The 25102-nt window shown below is 69.7% G+C and carries 21 protein-coding genes and 2 pseudogenes; 11 read left to right on the forward strand and 12 right to left on the reverse strand.

The features are described from left to right. Window positions 1–712 precede the first annotated feature (712 nt). Together ACH47Z_RS42390 and ACH47Z_RS42395 are read left to right on the forward strand one after the other, a co-directional pair. Window positions 713–1105: a hypothetical protein gene (locus tag ACH47Z_RS42390; RefSeq protein WP_399084402.1), complete on the forward strand. Its 393-nt coding sequence runs from the start codon at window positions 713–715 to the stop codon at window positions 1103–1105. A 94-nt stretch (window positions 1106–1199) separates the two neighbouring features. Then, the gene (locus ACH47Z_RS42395; RefSeq protein ID WP_399084405.1) at window positions 1200–4718 is read left to right on the forward strand and encodes an NACHT domain-containing protein; all 3519 of its coding nucleotides are present in this window, start codon (window positions 1200–1202) and stop codon (window positions 4716–4718) included. Window positions 4719–4906: 188 nt separating this feature from the next. Here ACH47Z_RS42395 and ACH47Z_RS42400 read toward each other — a convergent pair whose 3' ends face one another. Further along, window positions 4907–5038, reverse strand: coding sequence for a hypothetical protein (locus ACH47Z_RS42400; protein WP_399084408.1), 132 nt, complete (start codon window positions 5036–5038; stop codon window positions 4907–4909). Between the two features lie 259 nt (window positions 5039–5297). Between ACH47Z_RS42400 and ACH47Z_RS42405 the strand changes: the two genes are divergently transcribed. Further along, window positions 5298–5858: a DUF4232 domain-containing protein gene (locus ACH47Z_RS42405; protein ID WP_399084411.1), complete on the forward strand. Its 561-nt coding sequence runs from the start codon at window positions 5298–5300 to the stop codon at window positions 5856–5858. Between the two features lie 413 nt (window positions 5859–6271). On the opposite strand, the gene ACH47Z_RS42410 is transcribed toward ACH47Z_RS42405, so the two are convergent. Beyond that, a complete protein-coding gene (locus ACH47Z_RS42410; protein WP_399084413.1) occupies window positions 6272–7597 on the reverse strand; it encodes a glycoside hydrolase family 28 protein in 1326 nt (441 codons plus the stop codon). A gap of 343 nt (window positions 7598–7940) precedes the next feature. Beyond that, window positions 7941–8615: a rhomboid-like protein gene (locus tag ACH47Z_RS42415; protein ID WP_399084416.1), complete on the reverse strand. Its 675-nt coding sequence runs from the start codon at window positions 8613–8615 to the stop codon at window positions 7941–7943. A gap of 83 nt (window positions 8616–8698) precedes the next feature. Between ACH47Z_RS42415 and ACH47Z_RS42420 the strand changes: the two genes are divergently transcribed. The 3 genes from ACH47Z_RS42420 (at window position 8699) to ACH47Z_RS42430 (ending at window position 12080) form a co-directional block, all read left to right on the forward strand. After that, window positions 8699–9934, forward strand: a complete 1236-nt coding sequence (locus ACH47Z_RS42420; RefSeq protein WP_399084419.1) for a sensor histidine kinase — start codon at window positions 8699–8701, stop codon at window positions 9932–9934. Further along, entirely contained in the window at window positions 9931–10599 is a 669-nt protein-coding gene (locus ACH47Z_RS42425) for a response regulator (protein ID WP_399084422.1), read from the forward strand. Before ACH47Z_RS42420 ends, ACH47Z_RS42425 begins: the two co-directional genes overlap by 4 nt. 719 nt (window positions 10600–11318) lie before the next feature. Then, entirely contained in the window at window positions 11319–12080 is a 762-nt protein-coding gene (locus ACH47Z_RS42430; RefSeq protein WP_399084425.1) for a phosphotransferase, read from the forward strand. A gap of 62 nt (window positions 12081–12142) precedes the next feature. On the opposite strand, the pseudogene ACH47Z_RS42435 reads toward ACH47Z_RS42430, so the two are convergent. Further along, window positions 12143–12496: pseudogene (locus tag ACH47Z_RS42435) on the reverse strand (transposase); the annotation flags it as partial. Window positions 12497–12591: 95 nt separating this feature from the next. Here ACH47Z_RS42435 and ACH47Z_RS42440 point away from each other — a divergent pair. Continuing rightward, window positions 12592–12771 carry a hypothetical protein gene (locus ACH47Z_RS42440; RefSeq protein ID WP_399084428.1) on the forward strand — a complete coding sequence of 60 codons (180 nt, stop codon included), beginning with the start codon at window positions 12592–12594 and terminating at the stop codon, window positions 12769–12771. A gap of 259 nt (window positions 12772–13030) precedes the next feature. Here the strand turns inward: ACH47Z_RS42440 and ACH47Z_RS42445 are convergent, their stop codons facing one another. Together ACH47Z_RS42445 and ACH47Z_RS42450 are read right to left on the reverse strand one after the other, a co-directional pair. Beyond that, on the reverse strand, window positions 13031–13714 hold the full coding sequence (locus ACH47Z_RS42445) for a type 1 glutamine amidotransferase domain-containing protein (protein ID WP_399084490.1): 684 nt from the start codon (window positions 13712–13714) through the stop codon (window positions 13031–13033). A 116-nt stretch (window positions 13715–13830) separates the two neighbouring features. Beyond that, a complete protein-coding gene (locus tag ACH47Z_RS42450; RefSeq protein WP_399084431.1) occupies window positions 13831–14751 on the reverse strand; it encodes an NADP-dependent oxidoreductase in 921 nt (306 codons plus the stop codon). Window positions 14752–14967: 216 nt separating this feature from the next. Between ACH47Z_RS42450 and ACH47Z_RS42455 the strand changes: the two are divergent. Next, window positions 14968–15162 (forward strand): annotated as a pseudogene (locus ACH47Z_RS42455) (LysR family transcriptional regulator); the annotation flags it as partial. Between the two features lie 140 nt (window positions 15163–15302). On the opposite strand, the gene ACH47Z_RS42460 reads toward ACH47Z_RS42455, so the two are convergent. Beyond that, window positions 15303–15662, reverse strand: coding sequence for an alpha/beta fold hydrolase (locus tag ACH47Z_RS42460; RefSeq protein ID WP_399084434.1), 360 nt, complete (start codon window positions 15660–15662; stop codon window positions 15303–15305). A gap of 167 nt (window positions 15663–15829) precedes the next feature. Between ACH47Z_RS42460 and ACH47Z_RS42465 the strand changes: the two genes are divergently transcribed. From ACH47Z_RS42465 to ACH47Z_RS42475, 3 genes are all read left to right on the forward strand, one after another. Further along, on the forward strand, window positions 15830–16138 hold the full coding sequence (locus tag ACH47Z_RS42465) for a hypothetical protein (RefSeq protein WP_399084493.1): 309 nt from the start codon (window positions 15830–15832) through the stop codon (window positions 16136–16138). Between the two features lie 494 nt (window positions 16139–16632). After that, window positions 16633–17595, forward strand: a complete 963-nt coding sequence (locus ACH47Z_RS42470) for a phosphotransferase family protein (protein WP_399084437.1) — start codon at window positions 16633–16635, stop codon at window positions 17593–17595. Window positions 17596–18203: 608 nt separating this feature from the next. After that, window positions 18204–18899, forward strand: coding sequence for a glycerophosphodiester phosphodiesterase (locus ACH47Z_RS42475; protein ID WP_399084440.1), 696 nt, complete (start codon window positions 18204–18206; stop codon window positions 18897–18899). A gap of 283 nt (window positions 18900–19182) precedes the next feature. Here the strand turns inward: ACH47Z_RS42475 and ACH47Z_RS42480 are convergent, their stop codons facing one another. From ACH47Z_RS42480 to ACH47Z_RS42500, 5 genes are all read right to left on the reverse strand, one after another. Beyond that, window positions 19183–19305: a hypothetical protein gene (locus ACH47Z_RS42480; RefSeq protein ID WP_399084443.1), complete on the reverse strand. Its 123-nt coding sequence runs from the start codon at window positions 19303–19305 to the stop codon at window positions 19183–19185. Window positions 19306–19326: 21 nt separating this feature from the next. Then, complete coding sequence (locus tag ACH47Z_RS42485) at window positions 19327–20784, reverse strand: SLC13 family permease (RefSeq protein ID WP_399084446.1); 1458 nt, start codon at window positions 20782–20784, stop codon at window positions 19327–19329. After that, the gene (locus ACH47Z_RS42490) at window positions 20781–21503 is read right to left on the reverse strand and encodes an NAD(P)-dependent oxidoreductase (protein ID WP_399084449.1); all 723 of its coding nucleotides are present in this window, start codon (window positions 21501–21503) and stop codon (window positions 20781–20783) included. Before ACH47Z_RS42490 ends, ACH47Z_RS42485 begins: the two co-directional genes overlap by 4 nt. A 609-nt stretch (window positions 21504–22112) precedes the next feature. Then, the gene (locus ACH47Z_RS42495; RefSeq protein WP_399084452.1) at window positions 22113–24581 is read right to left on the reverse strand and encodes a DUF4132 domain-containing protein; all 2469 of its coding nucleotides are present in this window, start codon (window positions 24579–24581) and stop codon (window positions 22113–22115) included. Beyond that, on the reverse strand, window positions 24578–24970 hold the full coding sequence (locus ACH47Z_RS42500; RefSeq protein WP_399084455.1) for a hypothetical protein: 393 nt from the start codon (window positions 24968–24970) through the stop codon (window positions 24578–24580). The genes ACH47Z_RS42495 and ACH47Z_RS42500 overlap by 4 nt, the downstream gene beginning before the upstream one ends. Window positions 24971–25102 lie beyond the last annotated feature (132 nt).

Raw genomic sequence — 25102 nt, forward strand, 5'->3', positions numbered from 1 at the left:
CCACCCGGGCGGTGCGGATCCAGCAGGCGTACCCGCTCGCCTTCTTCGACCTGCACCTACGCCACCGGAGGCGGGGGCACCTGCTCGACGGCCCGAACTCCGCCTTCCCGGAGGTGCAGTTCATCCCGTGAAGCAACAGAGAGCGCGAGGCTGCGGTGCCGACGAAGACTTCCCAAGGTCGCCGGCCAGTCGGGGTTCACGCACCGGCCGGCGGCCGGGCCTCGTGCGGGCGGAGGAACGCGTAACGGTAGCGGCGATCGAGGGATCGACCTTGTCCAAGCGGTGCGCTCAGTAACTGGGCTGAGCGCATGGCGAAGCAAACAGCTGCTTGAAGCCGCCCCGACGACGGACGCAGCGGGCGCCCGAGCTGACTTGCTGTGCAGGTGGTGTGAGCGGGTGATGTCTCTCGAGGACTGCCCGGTGGACGCCGGCCCGTGCTCGTCGCCCTTCTTGTCCCCAAACGGATGCCCCGCAAGCCGACCGAGAGCTTGATTCCTACCTGTCCGGGGCCACGGAACCTGGTTACGGTTACCGGCAGTTCGTCACATCCGGTGGGGGCGTCGTTGTCGAGTGCGACCTGCCGCCCTCGATCCGATGGTCTTCCAGTCCTTCTCGTCGTGCTCAATCACCTGCTAGCCAGGGCCTGTCCTCAGGGTAGTTGCTCTACGCTCCGATGCATGAATCGTGTCCAGGTAAGCGCGAAGAGGTGTCCATGGAACCGATAGCGCCGGAACTGCTGATGGCTCTCGCGAGCGGCACCGCTGGTGCCGCCGGGCAGCAGATATGGACGTCCCTGCGCGATCTGGTCCGGCGCCGGACGGACGCAGAGCCCAGCGGCGAGGGCGAGTTGACCGCCCTCGCCGCCGCGGTCGGCAGCGCGGAACGCACCGCGCGCGCCGAGCAGCTGGCGCAGGCGCTCGCCGAACGGGCCAGGCAGGACCCCGCGTTCGCCGATGCACTGCGTATCTGGCGGCAGGATGCCCTCGATGCGGTGCGGACCGGGTCCGGCGACGTGCACAACGAGATCTCCGGCGGCCGCCAGCAGACCGTCATCCTGGCCCGCGACATCCACGGCGACATCAACCTCGACAACCACGGCGGATAGGCGCCAGGTGACGGGGCACAGGCAGCCATCGGGGGACACGCACAACACCACCAGCGGTGGACAGCAGGGGCTTCTCATCCAAGCGCGCGACATCATGAACCTCTACGTCCAGCCGCATGTGGCGGTGGGCGCACGGGGACTGGTCGCGGGCTTCGGACTGTATCTCCTCGCCGTACGGCCGGAGTTGCCCCTGCCCGCCGACTACGACCCGGGACCGGTGCGGCTCGGCTGGCTGCTGCTCGCCCTGGCCGTGGCGTCCGCCGCAGCCGCACGTGTGCTCGCCGCCCGGCACCGGAGGCGGGAGAGGGTCTGGCAGTCGCCGGTCCACCTCCAGCAGGTCGCCGACGGTCTCGCCGAGGTGCTGCGCCGCCAGTACGCCCGCGACGAGCGGCTGCTGCACATCGCGGAACCCCATCCCATCGAGGTGCGGTGGACACCCGAGGGGGACAGACCGCACGCCTCCGTCTCCGAGTACTTCGAGGGCACTGACGACCGGCGGCTCGTCATCCTCGGCGGCGCGGGCGCGGGCAAGACGGTGCTGGCCCTGCGGCTCGCCTCCGAACTGCTGGACGCGCGCGCCCGCGACATGCCCCGGCCGGTCCCGCTCGTGGTGTCCCTCGCGTCCTGGAACCCGCGCCGGGGACTGGCCCAGTGGCTGGCCCGGCAGCTGGCCGCCGACTGTCCCCAGGTGTGCACGCCGGTGCCCGGGGCCCGCCCCTACGACGTCGCCCTGTACCTCCTGCGCTCCACCGACCACGTCCTGCTGATCCTCGACGGATTCGACGAACTCCCGGGCGCACGCCGCAGGGATGCCCTGCGCCAGCTCGGCGAGAGCCTGCGGGGCCGCCCGTTCGTCCTCACCAGCCGCGAGGGCGAGTACCGCGAGCACGCACCCGATCCGAGCGTATTCACCCGCACGGAGATCGTCCTGCAGAGTCTCACCTACGACGCCGTGGGCACCTACCTCAACCCCTCGGGCTCTGACCGCTCCCCCTGGGCACCGGTCCTGAAGCGGCTGCGCGACCCGCACGACGTGTCCGCCGAGACGGTACGGCTGCGCGAGGTGCTGCGCGTCCCGCTGATGGCGGGCCTCGCCCGGGTCGCCTACGGCTGGGACGGCAGGAAGCCCGTGGAACTGCTGTCCCCGGGCGGGTTCACCGAACAGGGCGCGCTGGAACGGCACTTGTACGACGCCTTCCTCGACACCGTCTACAGCGCCTCCCACGACGTACGCGCCGAACACGGCGGCTGGGAGCCCGGCGAGGCACGCCGGTGGGTGGGCTTCCTGGCCGCCCGCATGAAGGCCGCCAACGAGGAGAACTTCGCGTGGTGGCGGCTGCAGGAGGAGATGCCGTGGCCGGTGCGGGCGCTGTGTCTGGCTCCCGCGTATCTGCTGCTGGTCGTGCTGATGGTGCGGACCGGGGTGGGGACCGCGTGGTGGGGTGCGCGGCTGTCGGTGTGGGCCGCGTTCGCGCTGGCCTGCCTGCTCACGCTCTACGGGTTCGCCGCCGACCCCGACGACGAGCGCCCCTCCCCTTGGGGGTTCGACCGGCCCACGGCAACGCGGGTGCGCACGGCGCTGCGGGCGTGGAAGGTGCGCCTCGGGGCCGTAGCCTCGGTGCTCACCGCCGGGGCCGCCGTCGCCGCGGCCGTGGCCGACCAGTGGGTGGTGGCGGGCTGCTGTGTGCTCGTCCTCGGGGCCCAACTGCAGCCGGTCGTCACCGCGGTGTGGCGGTTCGCCGATCCGGCGGCGGGCCTGTCCCCGAGAGAGGTGCTCCGGGCCGACCGACGCGTGGTGTTCACGCTGGGCTGGCTGGTGCCGCTCCGGCTCGGGCAGGGTGATCCGGCGCCGTCACTGTATCCGCTCGCCCTGCCGCCGATGGTGTTCGTCGCTTGGCAGTGGACCGACCGCAGCCCGCACGCCGCCACCCCGCGCGACTGGGCGTTCGCCGTGGCCGCCACCCTGCTCGCCTGGTGGCTGTACGCCGCCGGGTTCTCGGCCTGGGGCCGGTACAACACGGCCCGCGTCTGGCTCGCGGCCACCGGCCGGCTCCCCTGGCGCCTCACGGCATTCCTCGAGGACGCGCACGCCCGAGGGGTGCTGCGGCAGGCCGGGGGCGTGTACCGCTTCCGGCACATCGAGCTGCGGGACCGTCTCGCGGAGACCTACGACACCGGCGAACCCGGTGTACGCGCCCCGCTGCGGGCGCCGCTCGCGCTTCCGGCCTCCGCCTGCGGTCTCCTCGCGATCCTCGTCCTCTTCTTCAGCGCCATGGCCGCCCAGCCGCCGCCGGACCCGGTCGCCTTCGCCCCCGAGGCGTGCTCGCTGCTGGACGACCACGAGATGCGGCAGGTCATGACCGACGGCACCGAGTCGGGCCGTACGAAGACGCACGTCGTCAGCCTGCCAGGCCTGTGGCCGGTCCTCCCTGGCGGCAATGTGTGCGTCGCCTCCGAGCAGTCCCCGTTCGCACCGGACGTGGAGATCGGGATCGCCGCCGTGGGCTGGAAGTCGAACAAGGACCTCAACGCGGTCCGGTACGCCACCCAGCAGTTCCGAACCATCGGGAAGCAGCCGTCCGCCAAGGGCGAGCGGCGCCTGGCAGGACTCGGCGACGAGGCCGTGGAGCTCGTCAAGAAGGACGGGTTCGGGATGCCGGCCATGGAGACCGCGCCCTGGCAGACGATGGTGCGGGTACGGGTCGGCAACGCGCTGTTCGTCGTCACCTACGCCGAGGAGTTCGCCGGCGGGGAGCGCACCAGGGAGATCGCGGAGATCCTGATGCGCGACTTCCTGCGGCGCGCGGGCCTGGACGACTCCGGTGGCGGGCAGGGGACCGGGACGCTGACGGCGAGCCGGCGCCGGCTGTCCGACGTGCCGCGCGCCGAGGTCCCGAAGCAGGGCACACGGCTGGCCAAGTACACGCACATTCCAGGTCAGTCGGTGTACGGGGCGATGTGGAAGGAGAAAGAGCGGTCGTACCTGTGGTCAAGCCCGAGCCTGCCGTTCGCCTTCCGCGCGCCCAAGCCGCTGTTCTGCCACACCGGCGCGAAGGGCCATCTCCTCACCTACGAGTGCGAGCGCGAGGCCCTGGTAACGGACGCCGAGGTGCCCGACATCAGGATCCGGATCGCCTCCAACCTCGGCTGTGGCGCCTCCTGCCACGAACGGGACGCCCACGCCTACGAGCGCGCCCTCCTGAAGTACGGCGACCCGCGGTGGACGAGCGTCCCCTCGTCCCCCGAGCGCGGCACGGCCGCCTACGCGCAGGAGACGAAGACGGTCGACCGGGAGGAGCGCTACGCCATGTATCTGCGCCGCAGCTTCGTCTGGCGCAGCGAGGGAAGGCAGCTGACCTGGCGGTTGTGGGTGAAGGTAGATGTGCCGGAGAAGGACAGGGACCTGGCCCAGAAGGTGGTGAACGACATCTTCACCCAGTCCGGCGGGCGGGGCCGGGCCCTGGCCGCAGCTGAAGACGATCACCGAGCCCTGAGCCAGGCTGCGGGGCCTACCCCCAGCGCCGCAGGTCCCCCGTCAGTTCGTCGAACCACCGGACGCGGAGGGACCCCTGCGCATCGGGCCCGGGTCCGAGCGCGACGACGGCGTCGGTGACGCCTGCGACCACCGCAGCACGTCGTCCTGGCTGAGCACGGACTGTGCCTTGCGCGCCGGACCAACCAGGCGTGCGGCCCGTGCGGCAATGCTCTCGACGAGGCTGCGGGAGTTCTCGAAGTCCCGGATGGTTTGCTGGTGTTGGCGCTCCGTGTGAGTCGTCGAGGCCAGGATGGCGCAGGCCTCGATCACCGTTGCCCGTGGGTGTCGGTGAGCCGGCCGGCCCGGGCCTGGCGACCGCGGGCGGCGGCGGTGTGGGCCAGCTCTGTCCAGTCCGCATCGATGGTGTCGAAGTCGGCGGCGCGGAAGTGGGTCTCCATCGCCTGGAGGACAGCTGGCTCTCGGCGTCGTCGAGCCGGCTCTGAAGGGACCGGGTACGTGTGTCGATCTGGCGGACCTGGGGCAACCAGCAAAGGACGAGCCGACGAGGGAGCGGCTGGAGAAGATGCACGAGATCGCGTGGGGAGCTGACCGGGATCTTCTGGAACCTCCCGGGGAGGGTTTGCATCTCTCTGTGCGGTGAGGCAGGAGCGGTGCACACGGGGTCCCGCAGAGATGTCTCCACCAGGGGGAAGTCTCATGGCACGGCGGACACTGGCGGTCTCCGCTCTGAGCCTGGTGGTGCTGCTGGGTGCCGCTGCCTGCGGCAAGGACCACGACACCGCCACCCAGCCGTCCAAGGGCTCTTCGGACGCTCATCCCGCCGCGTGCGGATCGTCCCAGCTGAGCTGGAAGATGACCCTTCTGCCGGGCAAGCCGCACAATACGCCGACGGCGATGCTCAGCGCCGCGCACAAGGGATCGAAGCCCTGCGCCTTCGACGGTTACCCGGGACTCGAATTCCGGGTCGGCAAGGGACCGTCGGCCGACGCGAAGCCGAAGGTGTCCACGCCGGTCCATCTGGTACTGAAGCCGGGCCACCGCATCGAATTCCCGGTCTTCTACGACGCGGTCGGCTCGCCCTCCGAGAGCTGCGACGTCCTGGCGGAAAACGACCCTCGCATCTCCGTGACGCCACCGCACCGCGCCTCGCACGACTACGGCTCCCTCGTGCAGCTGACCGACGCGCAGGGGCACCATGTGCGGGCGCAGGTGTGCGGCCCCGTCGACCCGCTGTTGGGCGCTCCCCAACTGCACTGAGGCGCCACTGGTTCAACGGGGTCCACGCGTCCCTCCGTCGTGCGATCGTGACGGCTGCGACCGCTGATCACGGTCGGTTGGCAGCCACGGCATGGCGGCACGGTGTTCCAGGTCCTCCCAGCCTGGGCGAAGTCCTCAACCTCGCGCGGGACATGCCGGAACTGCGACCAACCACGGCTGGGAAGCACAGCGAGGGACGTCGCGGCTGAATTCGCCACCCGCATCTCCCTCACGCGACGCCTGTTCGCCCACCTCGCCAGCCGAAAGGTCCCGCTCCGGCGGCCAGAAGATCTCCGCGGTACTGGCTCCGGCAGCGACAGACCGAGCAGGAACAGGCCGTGCCGGTTGGCCTGTCGGCCAGCGCCATTCTCCCGGGCCACGGGGTCAGGCGTGCCCCGCGGAGAGGGCGTCGGCTACAGCTGCGGGTAGGCCGGGAAAGTGCAGTTCGGGAGGGAGCCGCCACCGGGGGCCTGGGGGACGGTGACGCCGGTCCCGGACGGGGTGATGGTGCTGTTGTGCACGCCGATCTTCGCGTACTGGCCGGTGCTGCTGTTGCGGTCGAGGCTGACGTTGCGCAGAGTCAGCCCGAGCGGGTAGGCGGCGCTGTAGCCGTTGAAGACGGACTGGGCGTTGGAGGGCGAGTTGACCGCGCGCAGGCCCGCCACCGTGATGCCGGTGAAGTACGGGATGCGGGAACCGCTGCCGCTCGCGTAGTGGGTGTCGAAGACCAGCGGATAGCGGACGCCGGTGATGCAGGTGTCGACGTAACTGACGTCGGAGACCGTGCCGCCGTTCTTGGGGGAGCTCTTGATGCGGATGCCGTTGCTGCTGCCGCTGACGATGCCGGAGCTGTCGGTGCCGGCCACGGTGTTGTTCTCCACCAGGACGTTGGTCACGCCGCCGGCGGTCTCGCTGCCGATGGAGATGCCGTGGGTGCCGTAGAAGTGGTTGTCGGCGATGGTGACGATGCTGACGGCGCTGCCGCCCTTGATGGCGATGCCGTCGTCGCCGTCCTGGATCCAGGAGTCCTTGATGGTGACGTCGGTCGCGCCGCCGGGGTCGATGCCGTCGGTGTTGCGCGCGTCGGCCGGGGTCTTGATCCGCACGCCCCAGGCGGTGAAGCCGGTGCCGTTCTGATAGGTGACGTGGAAGTTCGCCGAGTTGAGCAGGTCGATGTCGTAGAGGGTGAAGTCGTCCGCGTTCTTGACGGTGATCAGCCGCGGGTTCTGCTGGTTCTCGCCGGCTGTCCGGGCCTGCCTGGCCAGCATCCACCAGGTGGTGGCGGTGCCCAGGATGTCCTGGTCACCGCGGCCGTCGATCCGGCCCTGGCTGCCGTTGCCGGCACGCACGCCCTCGATCCCCGCATGGGCACCGGAGACGGTGATCAGCGGTGCGCAGCCGCCTTCGGCTGAGGACAGGGTGCCGCAGGTGGGCTTGCCCTTCACCTGGTAGGAGGCGGGGTTGCGGGAGCAGTAGAGCGTGACGCCGCTGTCGACGACCAGCACCTCGCCCTGGTGAACGGTCAACGGCCCGGTGAGAAAGGCATGGTGAGAGCCCGATGCCTTCGGCGCCACGGCCACCGAGCCCGAGCCGCCTCGGGTACAGGCGTCCAGGGCGGCTTGGAGGGACGCGGTGTCCGGCGGGTTCTCCTCCGCGGCGGCGCTGAAGGTGCGCCTGGAGGCGGTGAGGTGGGCGGCGACCGTCTTGCAGGTGGTGGACGGAAGACGCGGCTCGTTCACGTGACGGCTGTCACCGGTGGCAAGGCCCGAAGCGGCAGCAGTCGCGGCGCTCGCCGAAGTCGAGGTGGAGGCGGCGTGAGCGAACACGGGAACGCAGGCAAGACCGCCGAGTGCGAGGACGGCACCGGCCGCCACGGCCATGCGGCGGGCGGGGTGGGGGCGCCGATGGTCGCAAACCCGAGCTACCAAGGTGCCCTGTACTCATGCATCCACCCGGCCGAGATCACCCGACCAAAATCCGTGTTGGGGTGGGACGATTCGCCTGAGCAGCCCTCATCCTTGCTGGGAACAGGCACGGTGCCGGTCATGGAGGAAGCGCCGCAGTGCGTCTCGAACGGGGTACTTAGCCTGACCCCGTCCCGTCCAGTCTCTGAAGCGGCGCTGCGCGTGACGTCAGTCGGTGCAGGTAGCGGTGGCGGGCGTCGGACGACCGCAGACGCCATGCCAGCAGCATGCCGGTGGACAGTGCTGTCACGTGGCCGACGGGAGTGACCCCCAGCGTGGTCAGGCCACTTGTGATGTGCGGTGCGCGCACCGCGAGCGCGGCGAGCGCGGTCCACCGGTGCCACCGCCGGGCTCCCGCTGCCACCACGGCGGCCATGGCCGCGACGATCACGTAGGACGGGCCGACGTCCAGCGTCACACGCAGCGCCGGGTCTGCTTGGCCCGCCGCGATCCGCGCTGCCAGCAGCCCTTCGCTCACCAGTGTGCCGAGGACTTGGCCGGCCGCGATCAGCGCGACCGCCCGCATGTTGCCGAACCGGATGACGAGAAACGCCAGCATGGCCCCGGCCAGGGCGATGCCGCGCAGACAGGCCCAGGGATCGGCGCCGAACAGGAAGGCGGAGGCGATGAGCGCCTCCACAGGATGATCTCCCATGTTGGCCAGGTTGGTCGATGCCCAGGCGTTCACCGCGTGATCACCGCCGTACGTCAGGGACGACGCGGCGGCGAGCAGGGCGAAGCCCCAGGGCACAGGGGACAGCCATCGGCGGGTGGGGGTCCGGGAGAGATCCATGTGGCCGACCCTGGCAGAGGGTGCCCGCCCCGCGGATCTGGCCACGGAATGACCGGCGGATCTCTGTCTCTGGACAGAGGCGGATGATCGCCCTCCCGGCTAGGGTCGCATGCATGCGAGTCATGATGGTGAGGCATGACGCGGCGTCCCGTGCCAGGAGGCTGACGCCGAATCAGCTGATCGCGCTGGATGTGCTGTTGGCCGTGGTCCTGATGGCGTCGAACGTCTTGTGGTGGACGCTTGGCGCGCATCGCACGGGCTGGCCGGCATGGCAGACCGTGCTGACGTGCTCTTTGGGCGTGGCCGTCGCCGTCCGCCGGCTGTTGCCACTGCCTGCACTGGCGGTGGGGTCGGTGGTGATGGCCACCGACGGCGCGCTCAGTCTGACGGGGGTGCTGGCGACTGCCTTGCTGGTATACGGGGTGGCGGTCGCCCGACCCGCGCGTGTCGCGGCGTACGCGGGCGCGGTGGCAGTCGCCGCACAACTCGCCTTGATGATCCCCATGCAGGGCATCACAGGGCACGACTACTGGGGGTGGCCGGGGATGAGCCAATGCCTCATCGTCGAGGCCGCCGCCTGGGCGATCGGATGGTCCACCAGACAGGGCCGCGCCTACACCCGAGGCCTGGTCGAGCAGGCCGAGGAGCGGGCACAGCTTCTCCTCGTCGAGGAACGCATGCGCATCGCCCGGGAGTTGCACGACGTGGTCGCGCACAGCCTGAGCATCGTCGCGGTCCAGGCGGGCGTCGGCCACCACGTCATCGGCAGCCGACCTGACGAGGCCGCGAAGTCCCTCGCCGCGATCGAGACGACGAGCAGGGACGCCCTCGGAGAGCTGCGTTCACTGCTGGGTGTCCTGCGCGATGACGACGGTGCCGAATGGCTGCCCGGCGGCCTGGACGACCTCAACACGCTCCTCGAGCAGATCCGATGGGCCGGTGTCCAGGTCGAGTTGACGATCAGCGGTCATCCGCGCGCCCTGCCCCGAGGTTTGGACCGCGCCGCCTACCGCATCGTGCAGGAAGCACTGACCAACGTCGTCAAGCATGCCCGCACCAGCCACGCCCGGGCGACGGTCGCTTACGCGCCGGGCGAGGTCGCTTTCACGGTCGTCGATGCCGGAGTCGGCCGCACGTCCACCCCGATCGCCGAGGGCCACGGCCTGACCGGCATGAAGGAACGCGCCGCCCTCTACGGCGGCGAGGTTCACGCGGGACCGCTCTCGCCGCACGGCTTTCGCGTCGCCGCCCGCCTGCCGTACGCCGCGGACGAGCGAACAGCCCAGTTCCCCGTGGGCGCCGACCTGGAGGGCGCATGACGGTGCGGGTCGTCGTGGTGGACGACGAGACGCTGGTGCGTGCCGGGTTCCGTGTGCTGCTCGAGTCGGAAAACGATCTCGAGGTCGTCGGAGAGGCGGCCGACGGGACCGAGGCGGTCAGGGTGATCCGCGAACTGCGCCCCGATGTAGCCCTGATGGACATCCGGATGCCCGGGCTCAATGGCATCGAGGCCATCCGTGCGCTGTTCGGCAGCCCGTCTCCGGTGCCCGTCCACGTCCTGGTGCTCACCACCTTCGACCTGGACGAGTACGTCTTCGAAGCGCTCCGCGCAGGCGCCGCGGGCTTCCTCCTCAAGGACACTCCACCCGCACGGCTGATCGACGCCGTACGGGTGATCGCCACCGGGGAGTCGCTGCTGTCACCCGGCGTCACCCGCAGGCTCATCGAAACCTACGTACGCCGCCCCGGCTACACAGGCCCGGTCACCCGTGCCCTGGACGGGGTGACCGGCCGCGAGCGTGACGTGCTGGGTCTGATCGCACGTGGCCTGTCCAACAACGAAATCGCAGCCGAGCTGTATCTGACCGTGGGCACGGTCAAGAGCCACGTCAGCCGTCTGCTGACGAAGCTGGGGGCCAGGGACCGGGCCCAACTCGTCATCGCCGCCTACGAAAGCGGACTGGCCGGGCCAGCACGTCGTTGAAGCAGGACGAGCAGGACCCAGTTGCCGGGCAGGAGGTTCAGGCGTCTGCTGGTGCGATCGGCGCGGGGCGCGACACAGCCCAGCGACCCGCGGATGGGTCAATCGGCTTGACGCCCGTCCCGGCGAGCCGGACGTCCGCAGCGACAACGCTCAGACCGCCGCCCGTCGCTCGCCCGGCAACGGCGGCAACGGGCCCAATTCCTGCGCCACCGGCTACGTCTGGCGCGGGGCATACGCAGGCGACCTGTTGTGCCTCGAACTGCGGATCCGGGACCAGGCCCGCAACGACAACGTCCAGGCCGACGACAGGCGGGTGTCCACCTGGCTGTGGAAGTCCCGATGGGCCCCGGAAAGGCAGTGCAACGGCGATACCTGCCAGGCCAGGAGCGACGAGGGACATCCCGCACATCCAGCTCAACGGCGACCACTACACCTTCGGCCAGGTCCGCCTCTATCTCCGCCGCAACAGCGACAACGGCGTCCTGTGGTCCGGCCCGTCAACGCCACCGGGCACGTCGGCTTCGCCGGCGGCAGCTTCGGCAAGCAGACCAGCCTGACCGGCTGCTCCACGGACGGCCGACCGGTGAACGGCTGCGCCCAGGCCATGGCCAGGGCCTCGAAGGTGAGGATGAGGTCGCTGGCTTTGTCCACGAGAGGTTCTGGCTCGCTTTCCGTGATGCGGATACGTTGATTAACCTGCTGAGCGCGGAGAGTTTGACGTGAAGATCGTGCACGATGGAGGGATGACTGAGTCGTCTTTGCCTGGTGGGTTGGTCAACCACGTTGTGCGTGTCGGGTCCATCGTGCGCCGCCCCGCGTCGGCCAGGACTGGGTTCATCGGCCACTTGCTGAAGACATTTGAGACCAGCGGATGGACCGGTGCACCGCGCTACCGTGGCATCGACGAGGAGGGGCGCGAAGTGCTCACCTACCTCGAAGGGCACGTGGCCTGGGAACCGCAGCAGCCTGCGGCCGTGTACTCCGACGAAAGTCTGGTGCGGGTTGCTCAGCTCGTGCGGGAGTTTCACGACGTGACGTCAGGCACGGAACTGGCCGGATCACACGAGGTCGTATGTCACAACGATCTCTCGCCCAAGAACACCGTCTATCGGCCCGTGAGCGGCGCCTTGCGTCCAGTCGCGTTTATCGACTGGGACTTGGCCGCGCCGGGTGAGCGCATTCATGATGTCGCCCACGTGTGTTGGCAGTATCTCGGACTTGGGCCGGGCGTCGGAGATACGTCCCAAACTGCGCGACGGTTGAGGCTGATCGCTGACAGCTATGGGTGGGTCGAACGGAGTGATCTCGTTTCCGTGATCTTGTGGTGGCAGGACAGGTGCTGGCGTGGCATCGAAGCTGCTGCGGACTCTGGAAACCCCGCAATGCTCCGTCTCCGCGATGCCGGGGCAGTGACAGAGGTGCGGGAGGCGTATCAATGGGTCTCTGATCACCGCGTCGATATGGAGAGCGCCCTGCGTTGACCACCGAGCACACGTCATGCGTCGAGCGTGTGCCTGCTCCGACTGATGGCGCTTCACTCTTCTCACGACAGTAGAACTCGTTTGCGAAGAAGTTGGGATCCAGCACGGCCGAACATCTGCCGTCTCAGCATCTTGATCCGGTTCACGTGTCCCTCGACGACGCCGGAGTTCCAGGGCAGGGTCCGGCCGGCGATGACAGCATCACGGTCGCGGTCGATACCGGCGGCGAGGGTGTGAAGGCTGGGCAAGTCGTCCTGGCGGACGGCGTCGAGCCACTGCAGGAGGCGGTCGCCCCGGCGCTCGGTGAGCATCTGGGCGAAGGACCGGACGTGACGGGTGAGGGCGTCGGGTTCGGGGCAGTTGGCCAGGACGGCCTTGAGTCGAAGCTCTTCGATCTCGGTCAGCGTCTCGGGACGGCCAGGGCCTGAGGCCGCCCAAGGGCCGTACCTGGGGTCGCCGGGGCCGCACCCCGGTGGTGCGGGTCACCACTGCAGGCACCAAACGTGTCTCCATGGCGGCGCTGATCTGCACCAAAGCCGGCCACCGGCCCCGGCTGATCTACCGCATCCACCTCGACCGCGGCCCCGCCCGGCACCGCCGCAAGGGCTGCACCGAGAACGACTACGCCCGCTGCTCGATGCCGCCCACCAGCAGCTCGGCAGCCCCGTCGATCGCCCCCGGGTTAGGCTGACCGTCTACCAGCTGCCGCCGTACGCTCCCGACCTCAACCCTGAAGAGGTCGCTGGCCAACCTCACCAACCACAGCCTTGACCAGCTCACCGCGTTGGTGAAGACGCGGCTGAAACGGATGCAGTACCGCCCCTGCCTCGTCGAACGCCTCACCGCCACGACCGGGCTCGACCTCCAACCGTCGTAGCCTCAGCCATCGAAGATCTTGTAGCTCGACGGATCAGCAGACACGCGCGGTCTCGAATATCGCCGCGGAGCCCTCACTCGGCGACCAGCTGTTTGACGACTGCCTCGGCCACTGCCCTGGCGCTCAACGGATTCTGGCCTGTGATCAGGCGTCCGTCCTCGACGACATACGGGGCGAACGGCTGGGCGGCCGTGCTGTAGTCGGCACCGAGTTTCTTCAGCTCTTCTTGGACGTTGTAGGGGACCGCCTCCGCTCGGTTCGCCAGTTCCTCTTCGGGCCACGAGAACCCAGTGACCCGCTTGCCCTTGATCAGAGGCTCACCATTGCTCAGGGTGACGTTGAGCAGGCCGGCTGCGCTGTGGCAGACGGTCGCCACCACGCGGCCGGTCTCGTAGAACCGGGCGATCAAGGTTTCCAGATGCTTGCTCTGCGGGAAGTCGAACATGACCCCGTTGCCGCCGGTGAGGTAAATGGCGTCGTAGTCGTCGATGTGCGCGTCGGAGACCTTCATGGTGTCCTTCAGGAGGTCCATGAATTCTCGGTCCAGGTATCGCTTTCCGGTGCCCTCGGCATCCAGCATCTGCCGCGTCAGGCTCTCAGGGTCGAGCGGGATCTTTCCACCCGACGGACTCGCGATATCCATCGTGAACCCGCGCTCCTCGGCGAAGTCCCAGAAATGGGTCACCTCTCCGAGCCAGAGTCCGGTCCGCAGGCCGACCTTCTCGTATTCGTCGGCGTTGGTGACGATGATGAGGATCTTGTTCGTGGCTGTAGGCGTGACATGCCTCTAACCGTTGATTTCCCCTTGTGGGGCACGGTCGGGATTTTCACTGGCTCTGAGCACCGGCCCAGCGCCCATCACCGCAGACGATGTCAGACGGTCAGGACGATCTTTCCTCGGGTGTGGCCCGCCTGGCTCAGGCGCCACGCTTGGGCCGCCTCGGCCAGCGGCAGCGCGTGCTCCACGAAAACCGTGAGCTTCCCCGCGTCCGAGAGGTCGGCGAGGGCCGCAAGGTCGGCCGCGTCTGGGCGGACCCACACGTAGTGACCACCCTTCGCCGCCGCCTCGCCATCGATGATGGACGCGACCCGGTCGCGCTCCTTGAGTAGCTGTTGCGACACATCCACCGCATCGTCGCCGACGAAGTCGAGGGCCGCGTCCACGCCCTCGGGTGCCAGTTCCCGCACGCGCTCGGCGAGCCCCTCCCCGTAGGTGACCGGCTCCGCGCCGAGTTCGCGGAGGAAGCCGTGGTTGCGTTCGCTCGCCGTGCCGATCACCCGGGCGCCGAACGCGACGGCGATCTGCACGCCGAGCGAGCCGACACCGCCCGCCGCGGCGTGGATCAGCACGGTCTCGCCCTCGCCGAGGCCGACCCGCTTGATGCTCTGGTAGGCGGTGAGCCCCGCCAGCGGCGCCCCCGCGGCCTGCGCCCAGCTGAGCGCGGCAGGCTTCCTGGCCAGGGTGCGGACGGGGGCGGAGACCAACTCGGCGTACGCCCCGTTCTGTGCCCAGTCCTTGCGGACGTAGCCGAAGACCTCGTCCCCCACGGTGAACTCGTCGGCATCGAATCCCACCCGCTCCACGACGCCCGCGACGTCCCAACCGGAGATCAGCGGGAACCGGACCTCCATGATCGGATCCAGGTACCCTGCGGCAAGTTTCCAGTCGACGGGATTGACCCCGGCCGCCTTCACACGGACGAGGACCTCGCCGGGCGCCACCTTGGGATCGGGCAGGTCAATCAGCCGCAGGTCGTCGGACGAACCGTACTGTTCGAGTGCAATGGCCTTCATGATTCACGGTGGCTTTCCGGGCAGTCGGCGCATCCCGGCCGAGTGGGGAGGCCTGGCGCGTGCGAGGTCGGGTAGCTGAGTGCTTTGTGCCTCGAATCTAAAACCGCCGACGTATCCGCACCAATGGAAACGCCCGTATCAGGTATCGCTGAACCGATCCCTGATACCGGGACGGACGGCCAGTGGCGGCCACACCGATCTCGTAGTCTCGACACCATGAGCGACCAGGACTCCCGTGGGTCCGGCCCGCTGGACCTCAACCTGCTGCGCACCTTCCTCGCAGTGCACCGCCTGGGATCCTTCACCGCCGCTGCGCGTCGGCTGGGCCTGTCGCAGCGCACCGTCACCACGCAGATCCGGGCGCTGGAGAACCACCTGGGCCGTGAACTGTTTGAACGCCGGGCACCTGGTAGCCGGCTCGGCGCCCGAGGTGGCCGCGACGAAGGCCCCGATGTCGCGACGCATGAGCGTGCGGGCAGCCTCGGCCGCCGCCGGTATGGGGCCCTGCGGGTTGTCGTCCGTGCGCAGCAGGAACGGTGTGGTGGGCGCGCTCAGGACGACTCCCCTGACGCGCCCGTCTCCCCGGGCGTCAGGCAGCGGACCGCCTCGGCCGCGCCCATGGAGTGTCCGACCAGTACGACGTCCCGTAGCTCCAGGTGGGCGAGCAGGTCGGCCAGGTCGTCGGCGAGACGGTCGAGGTCGTAGGCCCGTCCGGGCACGTCGGAGCGCCCGTGGCCGCGCCGGTCGTAGACGACGCAGCGCATGCCGGCGGCGAGAACGGCGGGGATCTGGTAGTTCCACATCCCGCTGTTGAACGCCCAGGCATGGGCGAACACGACCGTGCGGCCCCCGGCCGGGCCCGCCTCCACGTAGAAGAGCCGGGTCCCGTCGGTGGTGTCGAAGTAGGGCATGGTTGAGGTCCTCTCACAGCCACAGGTCTGCTGGAACTCGGCCATCGTGTGGCCGCCGGGGACCGCAAGAGTTACGCGGCGTGCCGACCAACCTCTTCCGCACCGCGCTGCACCCGGACGGTCACGCCCGCCGTACCCGCAACTTCTCGCAATGATCGGCCCACCTGCTGCGCCGGCTCGACCGGGCCGTCGTACGGAGTCAGGACCCCGCCCTCGTCGCGCTGGCCGACGAGATCGCCACCTGGACGGCCATCCCCGACCGTCGCGGCTGGAGCCGGCTGTCCCCCGACGACGCGGATGATCCGGTGCTGTCCTGGCAGGTGGAAATCGGTGGTGAGGAGCTGTCATTGTTCACCATGATGAGCTCATTCGGGACTCCCATGGACGTCACCCTTTCCGAGCTGTCCGTCGAGCTCTTCTTTCCTGCCGACGAGGCGACCGAGACGGCTCTACGCCGCCGCGCCAAGCTCAGCTGACACCTGCTCCAACGCGAGGCTGGTTCAGGCGCCGACGTCGGTGCCGCGGCTCAGCTTCCCCCAGCCAGCCGCGTCACCAACCTGTCCGATCAGCCCACGTGGCCCGCTGGCGGGACAGGACGCGCGAAGGCAGAAGCAGGTACGGCGGGCGGAGGCCGGAATCTCTGCTGGATGGCGGCGACCAGGAGCGTCCCGGCGAGGGGTGCGGTTGCGGCAGCACGGTCTGCGCCTTGTGGGAGCACGCTCCAGGCGGCGGTCATGAGCAGGGTGAGTACCGCGCAGGCGAGCCAGGAGGCCTGCCATGATAGACCCGAGCAGGGCGGGGACGGCGATGCAGAGCAGCGCGCCGGCCAGGTAGCCGATGGAGTGGCCACGGCCCGATGCGAGTGCCTGAACGGTGCCTGCGGCAGCTGCGAGACGAACAGAGCAGTGTTGCCATCACGTCCAATGAAGGCCCTCTGCGCGTGCCGCCGTCCGGATGATGAGGTGGCACGATGACCAACCACGATGAGGTGGCGGCTGTCCCACCGTTGACACTGGCTTGGGTGAGCCGGCACCTGGAGGTCGGCGAACGAATCGTCAGAACCGAGGCGCTGTACGGCGGCATCACCGCCGAAGTGCGGAGGCTGACCATCGGCACGCGGGACGGAGGAACCCGTCACCTGGTGCTGCGGAGTTACGTCGACCCGCTCTACGTGGGGCACGCCGAGGACTGGCTGAACAGGGAGGCCGGCGCCCTGACCCTGCTCGGGGGGACCGGCGTGCCGGCTCCTGGACTGATCGCGGTTGATCCCACCGCCGCGCATTGCGCGTATCCGTCGCTCCTGATGACGCATCTGGGGGGCCGGACGGTCTTCGGCGATGAGGGATTGAAGACACGCGTTCCTCTGCTGGCCCGTCAACTCGTGGCAATCCATGCGTTGCGACCCGTCGAGCGGCCCAGGGAGTATGTGGCGTTGACGACCGCCGACACCGTCGTGACTCCAAAGGGCGCCGACACGGCGGTATGGGCCGCGGCGATCGACGTGATCCGCAATCCCGCGCCGCCCTATGAAGGGCGATTCCTGCACCGGGACTTCCAACCCGGCAACGTGCTGTTCGACGTGCCGCCCCCAGGGTCGGCAGATGCCCGGATCACCGGCGTCGTTGACTGGGCAGCGACCTCCTGGGGCCCGGCAGATCTCGATGTGGCGCACTGCTCGACCAATCTCGCGCTGCTGCACGGCCCGGCGTGGGGTCTACGGTTCCCTGAGGCGTATGAGAAGGCCGGCGGGGTGCTGGCCGCGGCCGCGAGCGAGCGGCTGTACTGGCGGGTGCGGGACGGGCTGGCATGCTCAGAAGAAGTGCGGCAGGTGGCGCAGCCATGGCGGCAGGCGGGGAGAACAGAGCTGACGACGCGAGCTGTGGAGGGGCGGCTGGATGCCTATGTCACCGCCCTGATGGACGCGCTGGGCTGAGCCGATCGCACACCGCCACCGGGGCACCCCCGAGTACGGCCGACAGCTCTGCGACGCCTCCACATCGAACGTCAATATCACTCGCCGTAACATCTCCCCAAGATCTGTGCCAGAGCCTGTCCTGGGCCTGGTGAACCTGCGCCGGCTGTTCGACGCCGACGAGCACGATCTGCGCGAGGTCCTGAGGGAACTGCGTATCTGCGAACGGGAGGGCCGGGCCGGGTACACGGCGCGGTTGCGGCGTGAGACACGGGTAGACCGACCCGACGGGATCAGCCCAGCCGGGAGAAGGTGGATCCGAAGGTCCCGAGCTACCACGTGGCGCTCGGGTGGCTGTGCTGGAGCCGTCTGGTGCTGCGGCGGCAGTCGCCGGGCCGCCGGGATGTGCTGCTGCGTTTCTTCCACGGTCTGTTCGCCGGTGACGGCGTCGGGCTGAACGGGCACGAGTGTGCTGAGGTGTCATTGGGGCGCGGTCCAGGCGGGCCGAGCACGCGGCCGGACCGGCCCATTAGGCTTGGACGCTCCGGCGGGCGGTCGCCCGCCGTTCGGCGGGGGTAGCGGCGCTCGTGCGGCTGCCCCGGACCACCACATCCAAGGACGGCAACCCAGTGTCTTTCTTCACCATCGGCCACCGCGGTGTCATGGCCGCCGAGCCGGAGAACACCCTGCGCTCCTTTTTGCGGGCCGAACGCGAGGGGCTGGACGGCATCGAGCTGGACCTGCACCTGAGCAAGGACGGCGAGCTGGTCGTCATGCACGACGAGACCCTGGACCGCACGACGGACGGCTCTGGTCCGATCGCCGACCAGAAGCTGCGGAAGCTCAAGAAGCTCGACGCCGGCCTCGGCGAGCGCATCCCCACGTTCGGGGAGGTGCTGGACGCCGTCGGGCCGACGCTCCCGATCCAGGCGGAGATCAAGGACGTGGCCGCCGCCCGGTCGCTGGCCAAGGTGCTCACCGACCGCAACCTGCTGGACCGGGTCTCGGTGCTGTCGTTCCACGACGTGGCGCTGATCGAGATCCACAACCTGCTGCCGCAGGCCCGTACCGTGCTGGTGGCAGGCCCCAGCGCGCACCGCGACACCTTCGTCGGCCGCGCTCAGAAGGTCGGTTCCACCCTGGTCAGCGTGGAGCTGCGCCAGCTGAACCGCGCCATCGTGGAGAAGTGCGGCGCCGCCGGCATCGACGTGATGGCCTGGACCGTCAACGACGAGCGCGACCTGGCGCTGGCCCGAACGCTCGGCCTGGTGGGCTGCGTGACCGACCAGCCCGGCATGAAGCGGCTGGTCGAGGCCACGGCCTGACCTCAGGGGGTCCGGAACCGAACCGGCCGCCCGTGCGGTCAGACGAGAGCACGAACGGCGTGGTGGCAGTCCCCCGCGCGGGGGAACCGGAACCACGGCGCGTTCGCCGACGTCAGTCCGGCTGCTTGACCAGCTCAGACGTCCCTTGGCGCGTACTTGGCACGGGAAGCGGTCTGCTCAGCGCCGACGTAATGATCCCGCTGCACATCCGCTGGCACCTGGTACGTGCAGGCTGCGGCGTGCCGCCAGGTGCTCGATCAAGCGCCGTCGATGCGGTCGAGGATCAATCGGCGATGCCGCCGAAGGCGATCACCTTGCCGACACGGCCGCGAACGAGGAGGTTGCCAGGGCCGCCGTTGTCATCCCGCAGAACGTCGGTGGTGCCCGCCCGGGCCTGGGCGGGCACCACCGTACGCCATGTGCCGGGTCAGACCAGGGGCCACAGCATGGTGGTCAAGGCGAAACCCGCACATCCCATGACCGTCGTCAGAACGGTCCAGGTGCGCAGCCCCGCCGCCACATCGAGGCCGGCGAGCTTGGTGAACATCCAGTACCCGGCGTTGTTGATGTGGGACAGCGCGAGGGCGCCCGCGCCCATCGCCAGGGCCACCAGGGACAGTTGCCCCGTGGACAGATGGGCACGGTGCAGCAGCGGGGTGAGGATGCCGGCGGTGGTGACGAGGGCGACGGTCGCCGACCCCTGGGCGGCCCGCAGGGCGAGCGAGGTGAGGAAGGCCAGCAGCAGCACGGGCAGGCCGGTGCTCTCCAGGACGTCGGCGATCGCGCCGCCGATGCCGCTGGCCACCAGGACCTTGCCGAAGACGCCGCCCGCGCCCGCGACCAGGATCACCATCGCGACGGGCGGCAGTGCGGAGCCCATGACCTCGGAGATGTGTGCGCGGTTCCAGCCGCGGCGGACGCCCAGGAAGTAACCACACAGGGTGACGTCGATGAGCAGTGCCACCATCGGGGCGCCGAGAACAGTGAGTACGGCACGGAGAGTGGAGCCCTCGGGGAGGGTGTTCTGGCCGATGGTGCCGAGGAGGATCAGCAGGATCGGGGTGACGATCAGCGTCAGGACCATACCGAAGGACGGCAACCGGACGTCGGTGCCCCGGATGGCGGGCTTGGTCAGCACGGCGGCGCCCCGGCCGCTCTCGCTCGGCATCGGGCTGTGCGACGTGTCGTGGGATGCCTCCACCGAGCTGGGCATGGCCTCGTCGGTGTCCGGTGCGCCGTACACCTCGGCGTACACCGCCGGATCCACCGGGTACTCGCGTCGGGTGAGACGACGGGAGACGAGGTAGCCGAGCAGGACGACGACGGCCATGAGGGGGATGCCCATCAGCAGCATCAGGCCCTGGCTGGCGCCGATCGCCTCGGCGACCGCGACGGCACCCGGGTGGGCCGGCAGGAAGGCGTGGACGGTGAGCATCGCGGCGCCCATCGGCAGCGCGTACACCAGCAGTGGCTTGCGGGAGGCGCGGGCCACGCCGTACGCGATCGGCATCAGGATGATCAGGCCGACCTCGAAGAAGACGGGGATGCCCAGGACGAACCCGGCGACGGCCAGCGCGAGCGGGGTCCGGCGGGAGCCGAACCTGTCGATGAGGGAGTACGCGAACGCGTGGGCACCTCCGGAGAGTTCGATGATCCGGCCGATCATCGCGCCCAGTGCGATGATCGTGGCGATGTGCCCCAGGGTGGCGCCCATGCCCTCCTCGATGGTCTTCACCAGGTCGGCGGCGGGCACACCCGCGGCGAGCGCGACGCCGATGCTGACGACGACGAGGGCGACGAAGGGCTGGACCTTGACTCTGAGGATGAGCAGGAGCAGGGTCGCGACGCCAGCGGCCGCGATGGCGAGCAGGGTGGTGTGGCTCATCGCCCCTCTCCTTCCGGGGACTTGGGAGACAGGACGGTGACGAGGGCGGAGTCGTCGCGGGCGCCGAGCCCGGCGCGCTCACCGAGCAGGTAGAGCTGTTCGGCCGCGGCGGCCAGGGGCACGGGGACGTGGGCGTCCTTGGCGATGCCGGTGACGATGCCCATGTCCTTGACGAAGATGTCGAGCCGTGACTTGACCTCGGGCTCGGGGCCGTCGTCGTACGTCTGGACCATGCGTGGCCCGCGGTCGGCGAACATGAAGGAGCCGGCGGCGCCGTGCTTGAGGCTGTCCACGACCGCACCCGGATCGAGCACGAGCCCGCGGGCGAGCGCGATCGCCTCGGCCGCGGCCGCGATGTGCACGCCTGCCAGCAACTGGTTGACGGCCTTCATCGCCTGCCCGTCACCGGGTCGCGGGCCGACGACGGTGAGGATGGAGGCGAGCAGGTCGAGGACCGGTCGCGCCGTCTTCAGCGCCGTGTCCTCGGCGCCGACGACAATCAGCAGATCGCCGTTGCCGGCCCGCACCGGGCCACCGCTGACCGGTGCGTCCACGGTCAGTACAGCACGCTCGGCGAGCCGCGCAGCGGTGCTGCGTGCCGCCTCGGGACCGACCGTGCTGGTGAGGATCACGACGGCGCCGGGGCGGAGGGCTTCGGCGGCGCCGTTCTCGCCGAACAGCGCGCCTTCGACCTGGGCCTGGTCGCGTACGGCGAGCACGACGACGTCGGCGTCGGCTGCTGGTTGTCCGCGGCACTGCGGTGCGGGGCCCGGCGCCGGTGGCGCGGTATGCGCGGCGGTGGGATCGGGTGTGCGCGGCGCATGCGCGGTGGCAGCCTGACGCGGACTCCGACCAGCCGCTGGAGGCACTGGTGGTGTTCGGCCTGGTGTGTGCGGTGGTGGGACCAGGGCCTGTACGGGGAGCGGGAGAAGGTCTGGCCGCGCCGGCTTCGCACCGCGTCGCGGGTGGCAGCGCCGGGAGCGATCTGGACCGGTGGCGGATGGTGGGGCGGGATCCGGTCGTCCACCCACAGGTGGTCGCTGTCGCGGAGGCTCTTTTGGACCCGGGGATGGCCTCGCTGCCGTGTCACGACAGCGGCCAGGAGCGTCCGCGGCCGCTGCCCGCTGACGGGGCCGTTCTGCCGCCGGCTCGGCGATGGGCGGGACGGCCTGGTTGGGGCCGCCGGCCGCAGTCGACTACGGCGGCCCGCTCATCGGCTGGATAGGCAATGTCATCCGCATCCGTCGCTTCGTTCTCCTACGGCGAGTTGGGCCCCGTCTCCGAATCTCGTACCGGAGACGGGGCCCTCGCACGTGGGCCGCCCGGCGCTAGAGTTGGCTCAGGATCGTCGGGTCCGTGATCTTCGCGTCCTCAGCCAGCAGCATTGCCTTGCTCAGGATCACCGCGAGGGTGCGATCGCCCTCGAAGGGGAGGTACCCGGTCTGCGGGGTGGCCGGGGTGGACTTCGGGACGATGCACAGGTACTGGTCGTTCGGGGTCATGAGGATGTTGCCCGAGCCCAAGTGGATCTTGTACGTGTGGCGTTCGCCCTTCACCTGCAGGAAGCGGCCCTCCAGCGTGCAGCGGTCGGCGATCGCCAGGCGGGGTATGAGCCGCTCCAACAGGACGCGGCGGGTCTCGGCGCTCTGGTTCAGCTCGCCGAAGCCGTACGACGTCCAGTATTCCCGGAAACGGCCCTCGGGTCCGCCGTCCTGCCAGGTCGGGTCGTTGCCGATGCTTCCGACACCCACGAACAGGTCGACGTCGCGCAGAACTTCGGACAGGACGAGGGGCGGGACGTCCGTCAGAGGCAACGCGTCGACCGGGTCCGCGCCGTCGCGCAGCCACATGCTGTACTCGCCGCCATAGCAGTGCGCCCAGTTCTGGGGGGCGTCCAGCGGGTAGAAGCGCACCTGGTCGGTGGTCAGGCGCAGATAACTACCGGACTCGGTGGTGTCCTCGCCGTAGCCGTCCCCTTCCCCGTGGATCCAGTACTCGGCGCGCAGCCCCCACTGTGGCAGCTCTCGCACGGCGGGCGGGGCCGAGTCGTCGACCATCAGGCGCAGCTTGTTGCGCCAGCCCCGGATCGCGGCCAGGGAGTTGAACTGGTGCTGGCGCAGGATGTGGGCGGCAAAACGGTTGGAGTACGTGCCTGTCGTGCGCTCGGCGTCGGTGAGCAGGTACACCTCGCGGTGGGCCTGCTTGAACGGTTGGGTGACCGCGTGCCGCTCCAGCCAGTCACGCCAGGCGACAATCTCTGCGGGCTCGCGGCCGACCGGGTGCCACAGCCGGACCTCGGCGCCTTCGGTGACCGGGTCGTCGGTGAGGGTGCGCAGCTCGCCATCGGCGTACCCGACCGTCGTACCGTCGACCGTCCACAGCAGGCGGCGGGCCAGGGTACCGGCCAGGGGGTGGTCCAGGTAGCGCTCACGCCAGGTGGCGTAAGGCCAGGTGCGGCGGGCCAGGAACTGGCGGTCCAGGCGCTCGCTCTGCGCGATGAGCATCCTGTCGATGTCCTTGACCGCCGCCTTCAGCTCCTTGAGCTCCTCGGGATGGTCGCGCTTGACAGCGGCAGGCACCGTCCTGACTGCCTTGCCGACGGCGTTGTGCCAGCCGAGCACCGCCTTGCCACCCTGGATCTCCAGCACAGCGGTGATCTCGCCGAGCCGGTGCTCCGCGCGTCCGACCTCGGTCAACCCGTAGGCGGGGACGGCCAGTTCCTCGATTTCCTCGCGGGACAGCCCCAGGGCCTTCGCGCGGGTCTCCAGCGCGTTGTCGAGCAGCTTGAGCGTGCCCCTGTAGGTCACGCGGGTGGCGAGGCGGGCGAGTTCGGCGAGGGCGGGCTCGCCGTCGATCCGGGACAGCGCGGTGACGCCGGCGTTGGCGACCTTCGGGTTGCGCGGGCCGAGCCCGGCGATCTTCTTGAGGGACGTCTCGACCAGGGCGCCGAGGGCGCGGGTGGTGTCCGGGTGTGCGGGCAGCAGGGAGAGCACCCAGGTCAGGCCGCGCAGGGCATTGGCGTTGTAGGGGTCGTAGGCGCTGTTGACGTCGGCCCCGTACTCCGGACGGTCCAGCTCGAAGGTGCGGCGGCCGACGAGGGCGAGCCAGGACAACACGGTCGTCCGGGCGCGGTCGGTGTCGAGGGGTTGGATCAGGGCGCGGGCCCGCTGCTCCCACTTGGGGGTGGGCTTGGCGGCCGTCGCGGTCGTGGCGTGCCGAAGGAGTGCCTGCCAGTCGGGGACCTCCTCGGAGTCCCGCAGGGCCTGCTCGGCCCACACCTCCCCGACGTTGAGGACGGGGTCGGTGAGCTTCTTGACGAAGGTGGTGAGGCGTTCGTCCTGGTAGGTGTCCAGGGCCGAGCGGCGGAAGACGGCCACGACGGCGGGCGCGAGGGCGCGGCCGGCGGCCAGTTCAGCCTCGGCGAGGGCCTCGTGGCGCTCGCCGCACCAGAGGGAGTGCCGACGGCCGAGCTCGTCGAGCAGCTTCAAGCGCTCCACCGAGAGCCGGTCACCGGGCAGGCCGCGCGCGATGATGCCGATGAGGACCAGGGCATTACCCCGGGCGATCGGGCCCGCCTCGGCCGAGTGGTACCGCGCCACCAGGGCGTCGGCCAGCGCGGTGCGGGTCTCGGGCGGCAGCGCGCGCACCTCGTCGAGGACTTTGGCCCACAGCCCGGTCCAGTTGCCGCGGTTCGCTGCCGCGGCCTTCAGCAGGTCGACGGCGAGCGCGTCTGCCTGCCCTTCGGTGGCGTGCTGCCGCATCAGCTCCTTGGTCCGCTGGATCTCCCCCACCATCATCCCCCCACCAACGGCACGAGCTTGAGAAACGTGACCTCCGTGCCCAGCGCGAGCTCGATCTCCTCGTCCGGTTCGGTGACCTGACGATCCCCCACGAGCACCAAGAAGCCGTTGCCGGCGAACGCCCGCAGTGCCAGGTCGGTCTGGGCCTCGGGGTCTATGCGGCGGGGTGTCCTCAGCGCGTACCCGTTGAGCACGCGCTCGGTGTCCTGGGGCCGTACGAGCCCCTGGAACACCTGCGGCGTGCGCGCGTTGTACTCGGCGACCTCCTGGAACACCCGGCGCCGGATCAGCTCACGTACGGTGAGCCGCTCCTCGGCGATCTCGAGCCCCCAGCCGTCGCTCCGGTCCCCTGTGGTCGTCTCGTCGACGAACGTCACGATTGCCATGCCGACGACAGTACGGGCCGCCACTGACAATCGCCGGTTCGGCCCGGTCGGGCCATCACCGGCGCCGGCCGGGCGACGCGTCTGCGGCCACAGGTACTGCCCTAGCGCTGGAGGACTGCGTGGACGCGGGAG

It is taken from the genome of Streptomyces sp. NPDC020192 (genome assembly GCF_044388685.1).
In the GTDB taxonomy this organism is placed as follows: Bacteria; Actinomycetota; Actinomycetes; order Streptomycetales; family Streptomycetaceae; genus Streptomyces.